This is a genomic window from Nonomuraea sp. NPDC026600, from assembly GCF_040638335.1.
Taxonomy (GTDB): Bacteria; Actinomycetota; Actinomycetes; order Streptosporangiales; family Streptosporangiaceae; genus Nonomuraea.
Window position 1 is genome coordinate 72,947 of sequence record NZ_JBEZYD010000016.1, and the last position, 15,102, is coordinate 88,048.

At 71.0% G+C, this 15,102-nt stretch carries 19 protein-coding genes and 1 pseudogene; 11 read left to right on the forward strand and 9 right to left on the reverse strand.

The window, feature by feature from the left end; all coding sequences use genetic code 11:
- Positions 1–151 precede the first annotated feature (151 nt).
- From AB0F17_RS32120 to AB0F17_RS32135, 4 genes are all read right to left on the reverse strand, one after another.
- On the reverse strand, positions 152–424 hold the full coding sequence (locus AB0F17_RS32120; protein ID WP_358030575.1) for a hypothetical protein: 273 nt from the start codon (positions 422–424) through the stop codon (positions 152–154).
- A gap of 387 nt (positions 425–811) precedes the next feature.
- Positions 812–1,009 (reverse strand): zinc ribbon domain-containing protein, encoded by a 198-nt coding sequence (locus tag AB0F17_RS32125; protein ID WP_214637382.1) that lies wholly within the window; start codon positions 1,007–1,009, stop codon positions 812–814.
- Between the two features lie 9 nt (positions 1,010–1,018).
- Positions 1,019–1,828, reverse strand: coding sequence for a GNAT family N-acetyltransferase (locus AB0F17_RS32130; RefSeq protein ID WP_358030578.1), 810 nt, complete (start codon positions 1,826–1,828; stop codon positions 1,019–1,021).
- 78 nt (positions 1,829–1,906) lie between these two features.
- Positions 1,907–2,416, reverse strand: a complete 510-nt coding sequence (locus AB0F17_RS32135) for an HNH endonuclease (RefSeq protein WP_214637380.1) — start codon at positions 2,414–2,416, stop codon at positions 1,907–1,909.
- Positions 2,417–2,694: 278 nt separating this feature from the next.
- Between AB0F17_RS32135 and AB0F17_RS32140 the strand changes: the two genes are divergently transcribed.
- From AB0F17_RS32140 to AB0F17_RS32170, 7 genes and pseudogenes are all read left to right on the forward strand, one after another.
- A complete protein-coding gene (locus AB0F17_RS32140) occupies positions 2,695–4,758 on the forward strand; it encodes a prolyl oligopeptidase family serine peptidase (protein WP_358030581.1) in 2,064 nt (687 codons plus the stop codon).
- Between the two features lie 8 nt (positions 4,759–4,766).
- Complete coding sequence (locus AB0F17_RS32145; protein ID WP_358030584.1) at positions 4,767–5,552, forward strand: helix-turn-helix domain-containing protein; 786 nt, start codon at positions 4,767–4,769, stop codon at positions 5,550–5,552.
- A gap of 10 nt (positions 5,553–5,562) precedes the next feature.
- Positions 5,563–5,913: a VOC family protein gene (locus AB0F17_RS32150; RefSeq protein ID WP_358030587.1), complete on the forward strand. Its 351-nt coding sequence runs from the start codon at positions 5,563–5,565 to the stop codon at positions 5,911–5,913.
- Between the two features lie 284 nt (positions 5,914–6,197).
- A pseudogene (locus tag AB0F17_RS32155) lies at positions 6,198–6,323 on the forward strand (LuxR C-terminal-related transcriptional regulator); the annotation flags it as partial.
- Positions 6,324–6,408: 85 nt separating this feature from the next.
- Positions 6,409–6,699, forward strand: a complete 291-nt coding sequence (locus tag AB0F17_RS32160) for a DsbA family protein (RefSeq protein WP_358030590.1) — start codon at positions 6,409–6,411, stop codon at positions 6,697–6,699.
- A 7-nt stretch (positions 6,700–6,706) separates the two neighbouring features.
- On the forward strand, positions 6,707–7,165 hold the full coding sequence (locus AB0F17_RS32165) for a DsbA family protein (RefSeq protein WP_358030593.1): 459 nt from the start codon (positions 6,707–6,709) through the stop codon (positions 7,163–7,165).
- Positions 7,162–7,365: a pyridoxamine 5'-phosphate oxidase family protein gene (locus tag AB0F17_RS32170; RefSeq protein WP_358030596.1), complete on the forward strand. Its 204-nt coding sequence runs from the start codon at positions 7,162–7,164 to the stop codon at positions 7,363–7,365. Before AB0F17_RS32165 ends, AB0F17_RS32170 begins: the two co-directional genes overlap by 4 nt.
- Before the next feature lie 8 nt (positions 7,366–7,373).
- On the opposite strand, the gene AB0F17_RS32175 is transcribed toward AB0F17_RS32170, so the two are convergent.
- Positions 7,374–8,012 carry a helix-turn-helix domain-containing protein gene (locus tag AB0F17_RS32175; protein ID WP_358030994.1) on the reverse strand — a complete coding sequence of 213 codons (639 nt, stop codon included), beginning with the start codon at positions 8,010–8,012 and terminating at the stop codon, positions 7,374–7,376.
- A gap of 100 nt (positions 8,013–8,112) precedes the next feature.
- Here AB0F17_RS32175 and AB0F17_RS32180 point away from each other — a divergent pair, with 100 nt between their 5' ends.
- Positions 8,113–9,105 carry an NADP-dependent oxidoreductase gene (locus AB0F17_RS32180; RefSeq protein ID WP_358030599.1) on the forward strand — a complete coding sequence of 331 codons (993 nt, stop codon included), beginning with the start codon at positions 8,113–8,115 and terminating at the stop codon, positions 9,103–9,105.
- A 9-nt stretch (positions 9,106–9,114) separates the two neighbouring features.
- Here AB0F17_RS32180 and purU read toward each other — a convergent pair whose 3' ends face one another.
- Positions 9,115–9,966: a formyltetrahydrofolate deformylase gene (gene purU / locus AB0F17_RS32185; RefSeq protein WP_358030602.1), complete on the reverse strand. Its 852-nt coding sequence runs from the start codon at positions 9,964–9,966 to the stop codon at positions 9,115–9,117.
- A gap of 92 nt (positions 9,967–10,058) precedes the next feature.
- Between purU and AB0F17_RS32190 the strand changes: the two genes are divergently transcribed.
- The 3 genes from AB0F17_RS32190 to AB0F17_RS32200 are packed head-to-tail and all read left to right on the forward strand — an operon-like array spanning position 10,059 to position 12,161.
- A complete protein-coding gene (locus tag AB0F17_RS32190) occupies positions 10,059–10,997 on the forward strand; it encodes an inorganic phosphate transporter (protein WP_358030605.1) in 939 nt (312 codons plus the stop codon).
- A 49-nt stretch (positions 10,998–11,046) separates the two neighbouring features.
- On the forward strand, positions 11,047–11,679 hold the full coding sequence (locus AB0F17_RS32195) for a DUF47 family protein (RefSeq protein ID WP_358030608.1): 633 nt from the start codon (positions 11,047–11,049) through the stop codon (positions 11,677–11,679).
- Between the two features lie 41 nt (positions 11,680–11,720).
- Positions 11,721–12,161 carry an NUDIX domain-containing protein gene (locus tag AB0F17_RS32200; RefSeq protein WP_358030998.1) on the forward strand — a complete coding sequence of 147 codons (441 nt, stop codon included), beginning with the start codon at positions 11,721–11,723 and terminating at the stop codon, positions 12,159–12,161.
- Between the two features lie 19 nt (positions 12,162–12,180).
- Here AB0F17_RS32200 and AB0F17_RS32205 read toward each other — a convergent pair whose 3' ends face one another.
- From AB0F17_RS32205 to AB0F17_RS32215, 3 genes are all read right to left on the reverse strand, one after another.
- Positions 12,181–12,924, reverse strand: a complete 744-nt coding sequence (locus AB0F17_RS32205) for an MBL fold metallo-hydrolase (RefSeq protein ID WP_358030611.1) — start codon at positions 12,922–12,924, stop codon at positions 12,181–12,183.
- A 20-nt stretch (positions 12,925–12,944) separates the two neighbouring features.
- Positions 12,945–13,727 carry a hypothetical protein gene (locus tag AB0F17_RS32210; RefSeq protein WP_358030613.1) on the reverse strand — a complete coding sequence of 261 codons (783 nt, stop codon included), beginning with the start codon at positions 13,725–13,727 and terminating at the stop codon, positions 12,945–12,947.
- Positions 13,728–13,869: 142 nt separating this feature from the next.
- On the reverse strand, positions 13,870–15,024 hold the full coding sequence (locus tag AB0F17_RS32215) for a pyridoxal phosphate-dependent aminotransferase (RefSeq protein WP_358030616.1): 1,155 nt from the start codon (positions 15,022–15,024) through the stop codon (positions 13,870–13,872).
- Between the last annotated feature and the right edge of the window lie 78 nt (positions 15,025–15,102).

The following is a 15,102-nucleotide window of genomic DNA, read 5'->3' on the forward strand; positions in this document are numbered from 1 at the left end:
GCGGAAGCGATCGTGCCCGACAGTTACCGCGTGCACGTCAGCGGTACCCGTAGACAGGGCGGGCGATCACCGGCCGGTAGCCGCCCGTGTGGGCACTTTGAAGCTCACACGGGCGCATCGGGGCGTGCGACGCACGGCGTCGCGTCTGGGATCAGTCGAATACCCACAGGGCCCAGTAGGGGCTGTCCCAGACGCAGTTGAAGTTGTCTACGAGCCCATCATTGACGAGCTTGTTGCCCGCGCGTTTGCAGGAAGCCAATGTGCCATAGACGCCGTGCACCCACGAGCGCTGGGCCGTCCCTACGGAGGAGTTGGTCGACACCGAGTGCGCGGTGCTGGAGGCGTGGGCGGGAGCGGTGGCCAGAGCGCCGGTGATCAGCAGGGTTCCTGCCAGCAGGGCGCTCCCGGCGAGGTGTTTTGACATGCAGTCTCCACGGTTGGAGCGAGTGCGATCTGCGATCAAGGATGACTGCAAGCGCCACAAATCGGCCATACGGCGGCTACAGGTTGCCCATATGGGGGACAGAAGCCGTCCGCGCCTCCTTCTGCAAGGAAAGGGGACGAGCCGCCTGCCACTACGGCCCGAATAGCCACGACCAGGACATCGCCCGTCATCACGACCGGTGCGACCACACGGAAGCCATGGCCAAGAAGACGCACGTCACGGCGCCCAGCCGTCTCCACCGGAGGAGCGTGCCCCTGGACAGACCCCAGCCCCGTGCGGCGGGTGGGGTTCACCGGGCCGGCCGTAAACAGGAGCCTCTAACCACCAACTGAGCGCGGGCTGATCAACTACAGCAACCCACCACAGCTAACTACAGCACCCTCCACCACAGCACCCACCTGAGCGCGGGGCGGCGGCGCCGCCGGTCATCGCGACCGTGGAGAGCAACCTGACGGTGTCGTCGTGCCCCTCGGGGCACGCGGCCGCCTCGTCGGAGGCGGACATCGGACGGGTCACCTCGAAGGTCGACCCGCAGGCACGGCAGCGAAAGTCATAGCGCGGCATGCCCAAAGACTACGGCAAAGATCCGAAGCTCACCTGGGCGTAGTCGGAGACGGGTTCGTAGCCGATCGACCGGTAGACGGCGTTGCTCGTCGGGTTGGCCAAGTCGGTGAAGAGCACCACCTGCTCGCAGCGCGTCTCCAGCGCGACCTGGCTGGCGAACGCGGTGACCGCGGCACCGTACCCACGCCTGCGACGTGTCGGCGGCGTGTACACCGGCCCGATGCGGCAGACCCCGCCCGCGGCGGGCGACAGGGCGGCCAGCGACACCGGGGCCCCGTCCGCCTCCCACAGGAAGAGCTGCCGGCCGGCCAGCCGGTGCTGGACCTGCTGAGCGGGATCCCGGCCGATGCCCAGCCCCACCTCGTCGCCGAACGCCAGGAACCAGGCGACCAGCAGGGGGAAGTCGGCGACGGCCGCCAGACGGCCGCGGCCGTCCGTGTCGGGGATGGTCAGGGTGCCGAGGCGGTAAAGGCGCTCCGACAGCACGGAGCCGGGTTCGCCGAGCGCCTCGGCGAGCGCTTCGGTCAGCTCCAGCGGGCCCATGACCTCAGGGATCTCCCCCTTCAAGGCGGCGACCAGCGGCGCGATGGACTCGACCGGCATGCGGGCCAGCCCGACCGGATGCGGCGGCGTGCGGAAGGCCGCCCCGCGGACTTCGCCGTCGCTGGTCCACCAGCCGAAGTAGGCGTCGTCGGCCGGCATTCCGGCGCGGATGTTCGCCAGCACGGTCAGCGGCACCGTGTTGCCCACGGGGTCGGCGAGCAGGAACGCCTCGGCGACGGCCGCGTACTCCTCTACGTCGGTGGTGAAGGTCCACATGTCCTGGGATCCTGCCAGGAGCCGCGAAGCCGGACAAAGACATTTCAGGCCCGGATCCGAGGGATCCGGGCCCGAAGGTCAGGCAGCCGCTTCCAGGTAGGGCGCCCATTGGGGATCGCCGACGAGTGAAGCGCCGATGAGCCGCCAGTGAGCGCCCCGTGGCACCGCCGGGGCGACGCGTAGCGTCCACCCCAGCTCCTCCAGGAACTTGTCGGCCTTCCGGTGGTTGCACGGCGTGCACGAGGCGACGCAGTTCTCCCAGGTGTGGGGGCCGCCCCTGGACCGGGGCACGACGTGGTCGATGGTCTCGGCCCGCAGGCCGCAGTAGGCGCAGCGGTAGTCGTCGCGCCGCATGAGCGCGGCCCTGGTCAGGGGGATGCGAGACCGGTAGGGAATACGGACGTATCTGCGGAGCCGGATCACCGAGGGGACGTCCAGCGTGCAGGTCGCGGAGCGCAGGACCGCGCCCCGGCCGTCGCGATGGACGATGTCGGCCTTGTCCCGCAGCACGAGCACGATGGCGCGATGCAGCGAGAGCGTGGTGAGTGGCTCGTAAGTGGCGTTGAGCAGCAGGACTTGGCGCGTCATCGGGCCTCTCCCTGCTGCATACGTATCAAGGGGGACATGCCGTGGCATGTCCCGGCTGTCGGCCCCTCCTGGGGCACTGGTGCTTCCGTCACGTGGACCTCCGCCGGACGGTCCAGCGGATGGTCACCACGGCACCGTCCTATCACCAAGTCTGACGTTTACCGCATGCTCCCCGCCACCCCATAACCCCCAGCCGGAATGACCAGAGGGACGCACGGTACGTTTTATGCCCACTTCACCAGGGCTTTACGCGCGCTGCATGGCAGTAGGGTTCGGGCATGACGCGAGAGCCCTACCCCACAGCACGCCGCGCGGAAAGCGACGAGATTTTGCACGACACTCCCGTCGCGGACCCCTATCGATGGCTTGAGGATCCCGACAGTCCGGAGACGCAGGGATGGCTGCTCGCGCAGGCCGACCTGTTCAAGCGGCAGAGTGAGCCGCAGCGGTTCAGGGACCGCATCGCCGAGTTGCTCAGGTCGGGTTCCGTGGGGGTGCCCACGTGGCGCGGCACGCGTCACTTCTTCAGCCGCCGCACGCCGGACCAGGAGCACGCGGTCTACTACGTCGCCGAGGACGACGGAGCCGGCGGCAAGGAGCGGGCGCTGATCGACCCCATGGCGATCGACCCGTCGGGCCTGACCACGCTCGACGCCGTACAACCCGACAAGGAGGGCCGCCTGCTCGCCTACCAGATCTCGGTGGGCGGCAACGAGGAGTCGGTCCTCTACCTCATGGACGTGGCCACCGGCGCCCGGGTGGAGGGCCCGATCGACCGGTGCCGCTACTCCCCCATCGCCTGGCTGCCCGGGGGCGAGGCGTTCTACTACGTGCGCCGGTTGCCGAGCACGGAGCTGCCGGAGGGCGAGTCGCAGTTCCACCGCCGCGTCTACCTGCACCGCGTCGGCACGTCCACCGAAGACGATGTGATGATCTTCGGTGAAGGCCTGAAGATGACCAACTACTACGGCGTCTCGGTCTCGCGTGACGGCCACTGGCTGCAGATCTCCGCCAGCGAGGGCACGGCGCCGCGCAACGACCTGTGGGTGGCCGACCTGACCGCGTCCCCGCCCGACCGGCCCGATCTCCAGGTCGTACAGGAGGGCGTGGACGCCCAGACGGGGCTCTCGTTCGGCCGCGACGGCAGGCTGTACGTCCACACCGACCGCGATGCGCCGCGCGCCCGGATCTGCGTCACCGATCCGGCGACGCCCGGTGCCGAGGCCTGGCGCGACCTGATCCCCGAGGACTCCGAGGCGGTGCTGTCCGACTTCGCGATCCTCGACGACCTCGACCGCCCGGTCATGCTGGTGGGCTGGACCCGCCACGCGATCAGCGAGATCACGGTGCACGACCTGGCCACCGGCGAACAGATCGGCGAGGTGCCCGCGCCCGGCCTCGGCTCGATCGGCGGCATCGCCGAACGTCCGGAAGGCGGCTACGAGGCGTGGTTCGGCTACACCGACAACACCACGCCGCCGACCATCCAGCGCTATGACGCCAGGACCGGCGAGACCACGCTCTGGGCCGCCTCGCCGGGCGCGGTGGACGTCCCAGCGGTGCGCACGTCCCAGGTTGTCTACCGGTCGAAGGACGGCACCGACGTCCGCATGCTGATCATCTCGCCGGTCGACGGCGACGGGCCGCGGCCGACCATCCTGTACGGCTACGGCGGCTTCGGGCTGTCGATGACCCCCGGCTACTCCGCGTCGGTGCTCGCCTGGGTGGAGGCGGGCGGCGTCTATGTGATCGCCAACCTGCGCGGCGGCGGCGAGGAGGGCGAGGACTGGCACCGCGACGGCATGCTCGGCAACAAGCAGAACGTCTTCGACGACTTCCACGCCGCGGCCGAGCACCTCATCGCGACCGGGGTGACGACGCCCCAGCGACTGGCGATCTCCGGCGGCTCCAACGGCGGGCTGCTGGTGGGCGCGGCGCTGACACAGCGTCCCGAGCTGTACGCGGCCGTCGCCTGCTCCGCGCCGCTGCTCGACATGATCCGTTACGAGCAGTTCGGGCTGGGGGCGACCTGGAACGTCGAATACGGCTCCGCGGCCGATGCCGAGGGGTTCGACTGGTTGTTGAGATACTCGCCGTATCACAATGTTCGGGAAGGCGTGGCGTACCCCGCGACGCTGTTCACGGTCTTCGGGTCGGACACGCGGGTGCATCCGCTGCACGCGTGGAAGATGTGCGCGGCGCTCCAGCACGCGTCCACGGGTGAGGGGCCGATCGTGCTGCGCAACGAGACCGAGGTGGGCCATGGCGCCCGTTCGATCAGCCGGTCGGTCGAGCTGTCGGCTGACACGCTGACGTTCCTGGCCAGGCATACCGGCCTATAGTCGGAAATATGAGCATGCTGGGGCTGGCCATGGTGGAGGCCGTCCCCAGCTTTGCTCTGCGACCGTACGTGACGCGGCTGACCGCGTACCGGGAGCACTACGCCTCGCCGTTGACGCGGTCCGAGGCGGCGATGCCGGGTGCGGTGCTGATCCTCGGGTTCGGCGCGGCGATGGGGGTGGGCGGGGCGCGCGTCACGTCGTTCACCGGCGGGCTCGGTGACCGCTTCACCGTGACCCGCACGCTCGGCCCGGCCGAGGGCGTGCAGGTGTTCCTCACTCCGTTCGGGGCGCGGCGCCTGTACGGAATGCCGATGCGGGAGCTGACGAACCTCGTGGTCCCGATCGAGGACCTTCTGGGCGCCTGGGCCCGCACGGCCGTCGAGCGGCTGGCCGAGACGGCGTCCTGGCCCGAGCGGCTGGCCCTGACCGACCGGCTGCTGACAGAGCGCATCCTGGCCGGGCCGGAGATCGGCCCGGAGGTCCCGTGGGCGTGGGCGCGGCTCCTCTCCTCTGGCGGCGGTGTGGGGCCGTCGTGGCTGGCCTCGTCGCTCGGCTGGAGTCACCGCCATCTCGTCGCCCGCTTCCACGACCAGGTCGGCCTCACGCCGAAGACGGCCGCCCGGGTGATCCGCTTCCAGTCCGCGCTGCGCCTGCTCCGCTCCGGCCGGGCGATCGCCGGCGTCGCCGCCGACTGCGGCTTCTACGATCAGGCGCACATGAACCGCGAGTTCAGGGCGCTGGGCGACACGACGCCCGGTCAGATTCGTCCAAGACCCGCGGCCGTCCCCGTCTGATACTGACCGCATGACACGAACGGTTTACGCCCTGGCCCGCTACCGGAACTGCGCGACGGCCATCGACTTCCTGACCGCCGCCTTCGGGTTCCGGGTGCACGAGGCGTCCAAGAACGACCAGGGCGTGGTCAACCACGCCGAGCTCCTCGTCGGGGACGATCTGATCATGGTCGGGGAGGGCAAGCCGGGCGGTCCCGGCATGTACATCGCCGTCGACGACCCCGACGCGCACCTGGCCCGCGCCCGGGCCGCCGGGGCCACGATCACGATGGAGCTCACCGATCAGCCTTACGGGTCGCGCGAGTACGCCTGCCAGGATCCCGAGGGGAACGTCTGGTACTTCGGGACTTACCGCCCTTGAGCCTCGATCCACCGACCGATGCCTTGCGGTGATCGACCGGACCAAGCAGGGCCACCGGCATCCTGGTGTCATCCCCCGCGAGAGCTACCCAGGCCGTCCGCACTGCGGCTGACGAACTCAGGTGCCGGCCGCGGATAGCGTCGCAGCAGCGCCGGGCGGCCCGGCAGCGACAACTCGTCCGGGGAGACAGAATGACCCGCAGCACCCCCGTACCGTCCGGCCGGTACGCCGCATCCCCATCGTCCGAGCCGACCACAAGGAACCGGCGCGCGACGGATCAGCGTAGTGAGGCGACCGTGAAGACCCATGTGTCGCGGGTACTGAACAAGCTCGGGCTGCGGGACCGGGTGCAGGCTGTCGTGTACGCGTACGAGACGGGCGTCGTGGCGCCCGGGGACAACCCTCCCTGACCGGCTGAGCCCTTTGGGTGGCCCTGCCGGTGCCCGTCTTGACGCGGCCTTCCTCACCCGCGCCGGGACCGGCAGGTTGGGGCGTATGACCAGCGAAACAACGGCCATCGGCCGTCCGATACGGGTTGAGGTGTACGCCGACCTCGCGTGCCCCTGGTGCCGACTGGGCACGCACCGCTTCCACCGCGCGGTGGCGGCGTTCGGTGGCGCCGCCCAGCTCGTCCACCTGCCCTACCAGCTCGCCGCCGACGCCCCGCAGGAGGCTCGGCCGCTGATGGAGGCGATGGCCGAGATGTTCGGCCGTGACCAGGCGGCCTCGATGACCTCGGGCATGGCCGAGTTGGGGGCGAGTGAGGGGGGTGGAGTATCGCTTTGATCGGGCGGTGGCGGTCAACACGTTCACCGCGCATCGGCTGCTGTGGTTCGCGCTGCGGGAGCACGGCGCGGGGGTCCAGGCGACGCTCGCTACGGCGCTGTACGAGTCGCACTTCCGTGACGGCGGCGATCTCGGCGACCACGCCGCGCTGAGCGACGCGGCGGCGCGGGCCGGGATGCAGGGGGCCGGGGCGCTTCTCGCCTCGGCGGAAGGCGTCACCGAGGTACGCGAGCAGGTCGCCGCGGCTCGGGCGGCCGGGATCACGGCGGTGCCCACCTTCGTCTTCCCCGGCGCCGAGCCGCTCAGCGGGGGGACCGACACCGCCACCCTGCTCGCCACCTTGCGGCGGTCATCCGGCACATCTCCCGGTCCCGAGTCCTGGCCACCCGCCGCGCCTCTCGATCCGGTGTCGCAACCGTCCGCCGCGACCCGCACCGGCCGTCGGGGATCGCGGGAGGGGGCGTGACCACGTTCACCGAGGCGGAGATCTCGTATCTGACCAGCCAACCTCTGGGCCGCTTCGCCACGGTCGGCGCCGGGGGCGGGCCGCACGTGACGCCGGTGGGTGTCTTCTACGATCCCGAGGCCGAGGTCATGGTGATCGGCAGCGTCGCGGACATGGTGGCGAGCAAGAAGTTCCGCGACCCAACACCCCATGCGCCCTGAACGGCCGCTCAGGCGCGGTGCGCCGCCGACGTGAAGTGCGTCTCCTCTGGAGCGGGGACCGGGAGTGGGTGGGCGGCCGCGGGACGCAACCCATCGAACATCATGCTGAGATAGCGCCGCCAGAGCCCCGGCACCGTGTCACCGAGTGGCGCGGTGGCCTGCGAGGCGGCGTTGATCAGCAGCACGATGTCGTGTCCGGTGACGTCGTCGCGGACGGACCCCTCGCGCCTGGCCTCGGCCGTGAGCGCCTCCGCGACGGCCGCCAGCCGCTGACTGGCCCGCCGCACCTGCGGATCGGCCCGCGCGATCGCCCCCGCCGCCTGGCAGAAGGCCCGATCACCGACCTGCGCCTCGACACCCGCGCTCATGAACGCCAGCAACGCGTCCGCGCCACGCACCGCCGCCACAGGGCCCGCTCCCGTCCCCCGCAGGAGCGCCTCGCCGATGGCGGCCAAGCCGTCGAGTTGGTCGGCGAAGATCGCCGTGATGAGCTGCTCCTTGGTGGCGAAGTGGCGGAACACGGTCCCCTTGCCGATCCCGGCCCGTACCGCGATCTGCGCCACCGAGACGTCCATCCCATGCTCCGCGAACTCCGCGGCAGCCGCGTCGAGCAGCAACCGCCTGTTACGCATGGCATCGGCCCGCATCGTCCCCACAAACCGACCCTATCCCAACCGGACCGGCCGGTCATATTATGCTGGGCACTCATAACATGACCAACCGGTCCGGTTAAGCGAGGAGACGCCCATGCGGGCATTGGTGGCAAGGCAGTACGGCTCGGCGGACGTACTGGCGATGGACGACATCCCGGCACCGGAACCGGGCCCCGGCCAGGTGCGAGTGCGGATCACCGCCGCGGGACTGAACCCGGCCGACCTCCGCACCCTGAGCGGGGTGATGCGGGAGTCGGCTCCGCTGGTGTTCCCGCACGTCCCGGGCAGCGACTTCGCCGGTACGGTCACCGGCGTCGGCGACGGCGTCTCCCGATTCACCCCAGGGGACGAGATATTCGGCCTCGGCCTCCCCTACGCGGCCAAGGCCATGGCGGACCTCGTCGCCACACCGCCTTCCCTGACCACGGGCACCATGGCCGAATACGCGCTCTTCGACGCCGACACCCCGGCCCTGGCCCACCGCCCGCCGGACCTGCCCGCCGACCACGCCGCCACTCTCCCGATCGCCGGCCTGACAGCTCTGCCCCTGCTGCGCGCCGGAACGTTCGCTCGCGGCATGAAGGTGCTCGTCATCGGCGCGGCCGGCGGGGTCGGCGGCGCGGTGGTCCCGCTGCTGGCCGCGCGGGGCGTCCATGTGATCGCCACCGCGATACCCGACGACGAGCCGTACGTTCGCGCGCTGGGAGCCGCCGAGGTGATCGACTACCGCTCGGCCGATCCGGGCGCGGAGACCCTGCGCCGCCACCCGGACGGCGTGGACACCCTGGTCAACCTGGCCCAGTCGGGCCCCGCCCTGGTCGGCACGGCCCGCGCCATCCGGCCGGGCGGGCGGCTGCTGAACATCGCCTTCCCCAGCCCCGACCCCGCGGCCTTCGCCGGCGTACGGGTGGACACCCTCTACACCCAGGCCGGCCCCGGCGACCTGGACGAACTGGCCGCACTGGCCGTACGTGGAACCCTGCCGAACACCATCACCCACCGCTACGGACCAGCGGAAGCCATGCGAGCCTATACAGACCTCGCGAACAGCCACACGATCGGCAAGCTCCTCGTCATGTGGTCATAAGGCCGCGGGTCAGCGGGGGAAGATGACCGTCTTGTGGCCGTCGAGCAGCACCCGCTGCTCGGCGTGCCACGTCACGGCCCTCGCCAGCGCGACGCACTCCACGTCCCGGCCGAGCGCCACCAGGTCCTGTGAGGAGTGGCTGTGGTTCACGCGCGCCACCTCCTGCTCGATGATCGGGCCTTCGTCCAGGTCCGACGTGACATAGTGCGCGGTCGCGCCGATCAGCTTGACGCCCCGGTCATGAGCTTGGTGGTACGGCCTGGCGCCCTTGAACGACGGCAGGAACGAGTGATGGATGTTGATGGCCCGGCCCGCCAGCTTCTCGCAGAGATCCTCCGACAGCACCTGCATGTATCGCGCCAGCACCACCAGGTCCACCTGATAGTGCTCGACCAGCGCCAGCACCTCCGCCTCCTGCCTGGCCTTGGTCTCAGGCGTAACGGGCAGGTGGTGGTAGTCGATGCCATACGACTGAGTCAGGGGGCGGAGGTCGGGATGGTTGGACGCGACGGCGACGATCTCGATGTCCAGGGACTTGGCGCGTACGCGGTAGAGCAGATCGTTCAGGCAGTGGTCGAACTTGCTGACCATGATGAGCACGCGCGGCTTCCTGGCCACCTCACGCAGCTTGACCTCCATGCCGAACTCCGGCGCCAGGGCGGCGAAGGCCGTACGCAGGTCGTCTTCCGGCAGCGGCGCCGCGAACTGGACCCGCATGAAGAACCGCTGCGCCTGCTCATCCCCGAACTGCTGGCTCTCGATGATGTTGCAGCCGCGCCCGGACAGCAGGCCGGAGACCGCGGCCACCACACCGGGCCGGTCGGGGCAGGACAGGGTCAGGATGTACTCGGCAGAGCTCATGGTTTCACTCTCGCGGGCAGGGGATCGTGGGGTGGCTTCTGGCTGACCTGGGCAGACTACCTCCGACCGGCCTACTCATGGAGCGCCCGCCGTTGGAATCCGCCGTACTGATCGCGATCGCGTGCCTGTTCGCGTTCGTGTCCGGGATGAACGACGGGGGCGCCCTGCTCGCGACCGGGCTGAAACTGCCGGCGATACGTCCTGCGGTCGGCATCCTCACCCTGGTGGTGCTGGTGGCGTTGGTGCCGCTGGTCACCCATCGGGTGGCGTTGGCGTTCGTGAATCGGCTGGCCACGTTCCAGGGGGCGGGGGCGAAGATCGCGATGGCGGTCGCGGTGGTCGCCGCGCTGATCGTGGTCATGACGCTCAGCGCGAAAGGCCGCCCGACCAGCCTCACCCTGGCCATCGTCGGCGGCCTCACCGGGGCCGGCCTGGGCTGGGGACTGCCGGTCTCGGCCGGGTCGGTCTCCCTGGTGCTGGCCTTCGGCCTGGCCGCGCCCGTCGTCGGCGGCTTGCTGGCCTGGGGGGTGATCCGGCTGCTGGTCAGGGTGACGACCAGCCACGGGCTGCCGCGCTGGCACTGGGCGGGCTTCCTGTCGCAGACCATCGCCTACTCCGCCAACGACGGCCAGAAGATGCTCGCCGTCTTCATGATCGTGATGGGCTTCTCGGACGCGCCGCTCACCTACACCTCGCTGGGGGCGCTGCTGTTCGGGCTCGGCACCGTGTACGGCCTGCCCAGAGCGGGAGGTGCGCTCAGCCGGGAGATCATCGTCTCCCGGCCCCTGCACGGCGTGGCGGCCGAACTGGCCTCGGGCATCGCGGTGATCGCCTGCTCGGCACTGGGTATGCCGGTGAGCATGACCCAGGCCATCGCCGGCGGCCTGATCGGCGCCGGCGTGGCGCAGGGCGCCGGCCGGGTCCGCTGGTACGCCGCCGTCAAGATCGTCATCGCCTGGCTGCTGACGCTACCGGCGAGCGCGCTGCTGGCCGGGGTCACGGCGTACGCGGTGAAGGCGGTGACGGCGTGAACCACCTGGGACACGCCGACGGGGCTGGGGTGCGGAGAGGGGGCTGGGTGTGAAGCGGTTGCGGCGGATCCGGGCGCTGATGTCGGGACGCATGGACAACGCGCTGAGCGAGGCCCTGCTCGGCCAGTTGGCGGCGACCAAGGAGGGCGCCTGGCTGGCGATGGCCATGATCGGCGGAGAGGTGGGCAGGACGGGCGCGCACGAGAAGATGCGCGTGATCGAGCACCTCGGCGACGAGGAGCGGCGCCACCTGGTGGAGGAGCTCAAGTCGGCCCTGGTCACGCCGATCGACCGGGAGGACCTGTTCCGCCTCTCCCGCTCGATCGACGACGTACTGGACTCGCTGCGCGACTTCGTCCGGGAGTCGTACCTCTATCGGGTGCCGGACCAGATCCGCTTCACACCGCTCCTCGACCAGGTCATCGAGGGCATCGACGCCCTGGAGAACGCCGTACGCGTCCTCGCCTCCCACCCCTCCGCCGTGGTCCACGACGCGCTGGCGGCGAAGAAGACGGGCGGCTCCATCAGGCGTATGTACCAGTACGAGATCGCCCGCATCTTCTCCGGCGAGCTGACGGCGAACGCGATGAAGGAACGCGAGCTGGTGCGCCGCCTGGAGATCGTCGGCATGGCCATCGGCGAGGCCGCCGACGCCATCGCGGACGGCGCCATGAAGCGCTGACGACACCAAGTACGATACGCGCTTGGCAGAAGGAGGCCCAGATCAACAGTGACCGTCCCGCCGCACGGGTGGTCTGCATGGACGCCGACGGCCGGGTACTGCTCCTGCGGTGGCATGACCACGTCAGTGGCGAGGCGCTCTGGGAGCCGCCGGGTGGCGGGATCGACCCCGGCGAGACGCCGCTGGAGGCGGCCGCCCGGGAGCTGACCGAGGAGACCGGCCTGCCGGGGGCGGCGGTGTCCGATCGGTGGGTGCCCGTCCATCGGGACTTCACCTGGCTCGGCGTGCGGTACGTGAAGACCGAACCGTTCTACCTGGCCTGTTTCACCCGGCGAACCCCCGAGGTGGATCCGGGTGAGCTCACCGAGGAGGAGACTCGGGCCTACCTCGGCTACCGGTGGTTCACCACCGACGAGCTGCCGCACGGCGTCGAGCCGCCCGAGCTGGCCGAAGTGATCGCCGAGCTCACCGCACCGGCCTGAGGCCGATACGAGCGCACGGTCACAGTTCCAGGGTGAGGCCGCCCGTCGCCACGGCGAGTTCGCCGCCATACGTCTCGGCGGCCGCTGCCAGCGCGGGCTCGGGTGGGCTGTCCGGCCACAGGTGGGTGAGCACCAGCCGGGCCACACCGGCACGAGCCGCCGTACGGCCCGCGTCGAGGGCGCTCGACAGATAGGGCGCGTCCTCGTCGGGCACCCGTTCCGGATAGGTCGCCTCGGCCAGCAGCACGTCGGCGTCCCGCGCCAGCTCGGCCAGCGCGGGGGCGGGCCCGGTATCGCCCGTGTACGCGACCACCCGGCCGCCACCGGTCAGCCGGAGTCCCGCGTTGGGCACATGGTGCGGAAGCGACCAGGCGTCCAGGCGGAAGGGCCCGATCTCGTACGGCCTGCCGGGAGCCAGGTCGTGCAGGAGGAAACTGCCGGCCAGCATGCGAGCCTTGTCCAGCGCGAGCACGGCGGTGAGGGCGTCAGGCGGCGCGTACACCGGCAGGGCGGCCGGCGGCGCGTCGCCCAGGGCGCGGGCCCGGAGCAGCGGGTTCAGGTCGGCGCAGTGGTCGGGGTGGCCGTGCGTGACCAGCACCGCGTCGATCGCCTCGGCGGCCGTCGAGGCCAGCAGCCTGGGCAGCGTGGCGTAACCGGGGTCGATGAGCACCCGGAACCCCTCATGCTCGACCAGATAGCCGCTGCACGCCTGCCCGGCCGCGGGCCACGCGCCGCAGCCGCCCAGCACCGTGATTCTCACCATGGCCAGGAAACATAGCGGCTTCAGCCCGCGCGGCGGTGGCCCAGCTCGGTCAGTGTGGTCAGCATCAGCCCGCGCAGCAGGCCGCCCGCCACCTTCTCGTGTTCGCCCTCCACCGGCAGCCCCTCGGTCACCCGAGCCCGGTAGATCTCCCGCTCCCGCGGATCGGTGTAGGGCTGCGCCGTCATCCCCACCACGACCGTCGCCCGGGTGCCGCCCCTGGGCAGCACCGCCACGGCGTGCGTGCGCAGGCAGGTCTCGTCCGGGGCGCCGTACCAGCCGCACTTGATCCCGGCCTCCGGCGAGCCGAGCGCCTCGCGGGCGCCGAACTGCTGCTCGCCCGTGACCTCGCGCATCCACCCGAGGATCGTGCCCGCCACCGCGTCGCCGGCGGCGGCGGTCTGGGCGAGCGCGGCGTAGGCGGTGGCGACCTCGTCGGCCGCCACCTCCACCGAGCCGAACCTCGACGGGTCCCCGTTGGGCGGCGCCCAGAGGACGCCCGTGCGCTGGTAGATGTCGTCCAGGATGACCCGGGGCCCGACCGCGAGCCAGAGGTTGAGCGTGTCGGCGTTGGACGAGACGACCACGGCCGGCTCGGCGTGACGGCGCCAGCGTTCGTGGTCGGGGAAGTGCGCGGCCGTCACCCACGCGTACAGCGGCTTGAGCAGCGAGGCGCAGCGCAGCCGGGCCAGGCCGGAGCGGACGTTCACGGCGCGGGCGGGCGGGCCGCCGTAGCCACGCCTGATGCCCGCCGCCTGGGCACTGGCTCCTTCTTGGAGGTCACGCAACAGCTCGTCGAAGGACACAGGTCCAACCGTAGCCCTAGTGAGTGACCTCCCAGCGCGCTTCGTACCACTCCGTCTCCGGAGAGTCGCCGGGCGGCGGGATGGCGCCCGGCGCACGCGGGCCGTCTGGGGCGATGGCCAGGAGGCGTGCTGGTTCCCCTGTTCAGCCCTCCAGTGCGGCGTCGAAGCGGGCGCGGAGGTCGGACAGGCGTTCGACGGGCTCGGCGCTGAAGACCAGCCGGACGTGCCGGCCCGCCACCGCCTCGCCCCACGCGGTCATCGGCGTGGCGGCGATCCGGCCCTTCTTCAGCAGCCGGGCGGACAGCTCCGGCGCCGTCAGGCCCACGGCCGTCGCGTCGAACAGGCACGACCAGCCGCCACCGGCCCGCACCACGGGCAGGCCGGACAGCTGGGCGATCACGGTGTCGTGGCGGGCCTGGTACTCGGCCACCGCCTCGTCGACGCCCGCGCCGGCCGGGTCGGCGAGCGCCGCCGCCGCGCCGAGCTGCGCGTAGCCGCCCGCCACCGTCGTGTTGTAGATGGCCGCCACCCTGATGCGGGCCATGATGTCGGCCGGGCCGGCGATCCAGCCGATCCGCCAGCCGATCATGCGGTATTCCTTCGACACCGACCCGATCGTGATCGTCCGCTCCGCCAGGCCGTCCACCTGGCAGGGGTTGATCCGGGGCTGCCCGTCGAAGACGATCCGTTCCATGGCCGCGTCGTAGATGAGGTACGCCCCGGTGCGGGCGCAGGTCTCCGCGATCGCCTGCCAGTCCTCCAGGGAGAAGATCACGCCGGACGGCATCGAAGGGCTCATCAGCAGCAGCGCCGCCGCCTGGCGTACCTGGCCGAGGGCGTCCCGGTCGAGCCGCCAGCGGCCGCCGTCGACCGTCAGGGGCACGAGGTGCGGGCGCGCGCCGGACAGCCGTACGCGCTGGAACAGGCCGGCGTAGGTGGGGTCGGTGAGGACGACGGGGTCGCCCGGCTCCGTCGTGGCGAGCAGTGTCGGCATGACCGCCGACGTGCCGCCGGAGGTGATGACCACCTGGCTCAGCGGGTCGTGGTCGAGGCCGGTGCGCCGGCGTAGCTCGGCCGCCACCGCCTCGCACAGCACGGGCAGACCGGTGAGCGGCAGCCAGCTGTTGCCCGTCCCCTCCGCGAGCGCCCGCGTGGTCGCGGCCACGGCGACGGGCGGGGGCGGGACGTCGGTGTCGAGGTTCTCCAGGCGGAGTACGTCGGGATCCGTCCCGGCCGCGGCGGCGACCTCGTCGAGACCGATGGGCTGGACCTGGGCGAAGCGGGAGTTCGGCCGCATGACGCACCTCCACTGTTCCGTATATGGAACGACGCTCTCCCAGACCGGCCACCGTGTCAAGAGGCATGCCGTTGGGCG

What these genes read in the sequence shown, in the direction of transcription:
- AB0F17_RS32145 (WP_358030584.1), top strand. Translation starts at nt 4,767, where the DNA reads ATGAGCATGCTGGGGCTGGCCATGGTGGAGGCCGTCCCCAGCTTTGCT.
- AB0F17_RS32130 (WP_358030578.1), bottom strand. Translation starts at nt 1,828, where the DNA reads ATGTGGACCTTCACCACCGACGTAGAGGAGTACGCGGCCGTCGCCGAG.
- AB0F17_RS32140 (WP_358030581.1), top strand. Translation starts at nt 2,695, where the DNA reads ATGACGCGAGAGCCCTACCCCACAGCACGCCGCGCGGAAAGCGACGAG.
- AB0F17_RS32180 (WP_358030599.1), top strand. Translation starts at nt 8,113, where the DNA reads ATGCGGGCATTGGTGGCAAGGCAGTACGGCTCGGCGGACGTACTGGCG.
- AB0F17_RS32205 (WP_358030611.1), bottom strand. Translation starts at nt 12,924, where the DNA reads ATGGTGAGAATCACGGTGCTGGGCGGCTGCGGCGCGTGGCCCGCGGCC.
- AB0F17_RS32160 (WP_358030590.1), top strand. Translation starts at nt 6,409, where the DNA reads ATGACCAGCGAAACAACGGCCATCGGCCGTCCGATACGGGTTGAGGTG.
- AB0F17_RS32150 (WP_358030587.1), top strand. Translation starts at nt 5,563, where the DNA reads ATGACACGAACGGTTTACGCCCTGGCCCGCTACCGGAACTGCGCGACG.
- AB0F17_RS32215 (WP_358030616.1), bottom strand. Translation starts at nt 15,024, where the DNA reads ATGCGGCCGAACTCCCGCTTCGCCCAGGTCCAGCCCATCGGTCTCGAC.
- AB0F17_RS32135 (WP_214637380.1), bottom strand. Translation starts at nt 2,416, where the DNA reads ATGACGCGCCAAGTCCTGCTGCTCAACGCCACTTACGAGCCACTCACC.
- AB0F17_RS32120 (WP_358030575.1), bottom strand. Translation starts at nt 424, where the DNA reads ATGTCAAAACACCTCGCCGGGAGCGCCCTGCTGGCAGGAACCCTGCTG.
- purU (WP_358030602.1), bottom strand. Translation starts at nt 9,966, where the DNA reads ATGAGCTCTGCCGAGTACATCCTGACCCTGTCCTGCCCCGACCGGCCC.
- AB0F17_RS32175 (WP_358030994.1), bottom strand. Translation starts at nt 8,012, where the DNA reads ATGCGGGCCGATGCCATGCGTAACAGGCGGTTGCTGCTCGACGCGGCT.
- AB0F17_RS32125 (WP_214637382.1), bottom strand. Translation starts at nt 1,009, where the DNA reads ATGCCGCGCTATGACTTTCGCTGCCGTGCCTGCGGGTCGACCTTCGAG.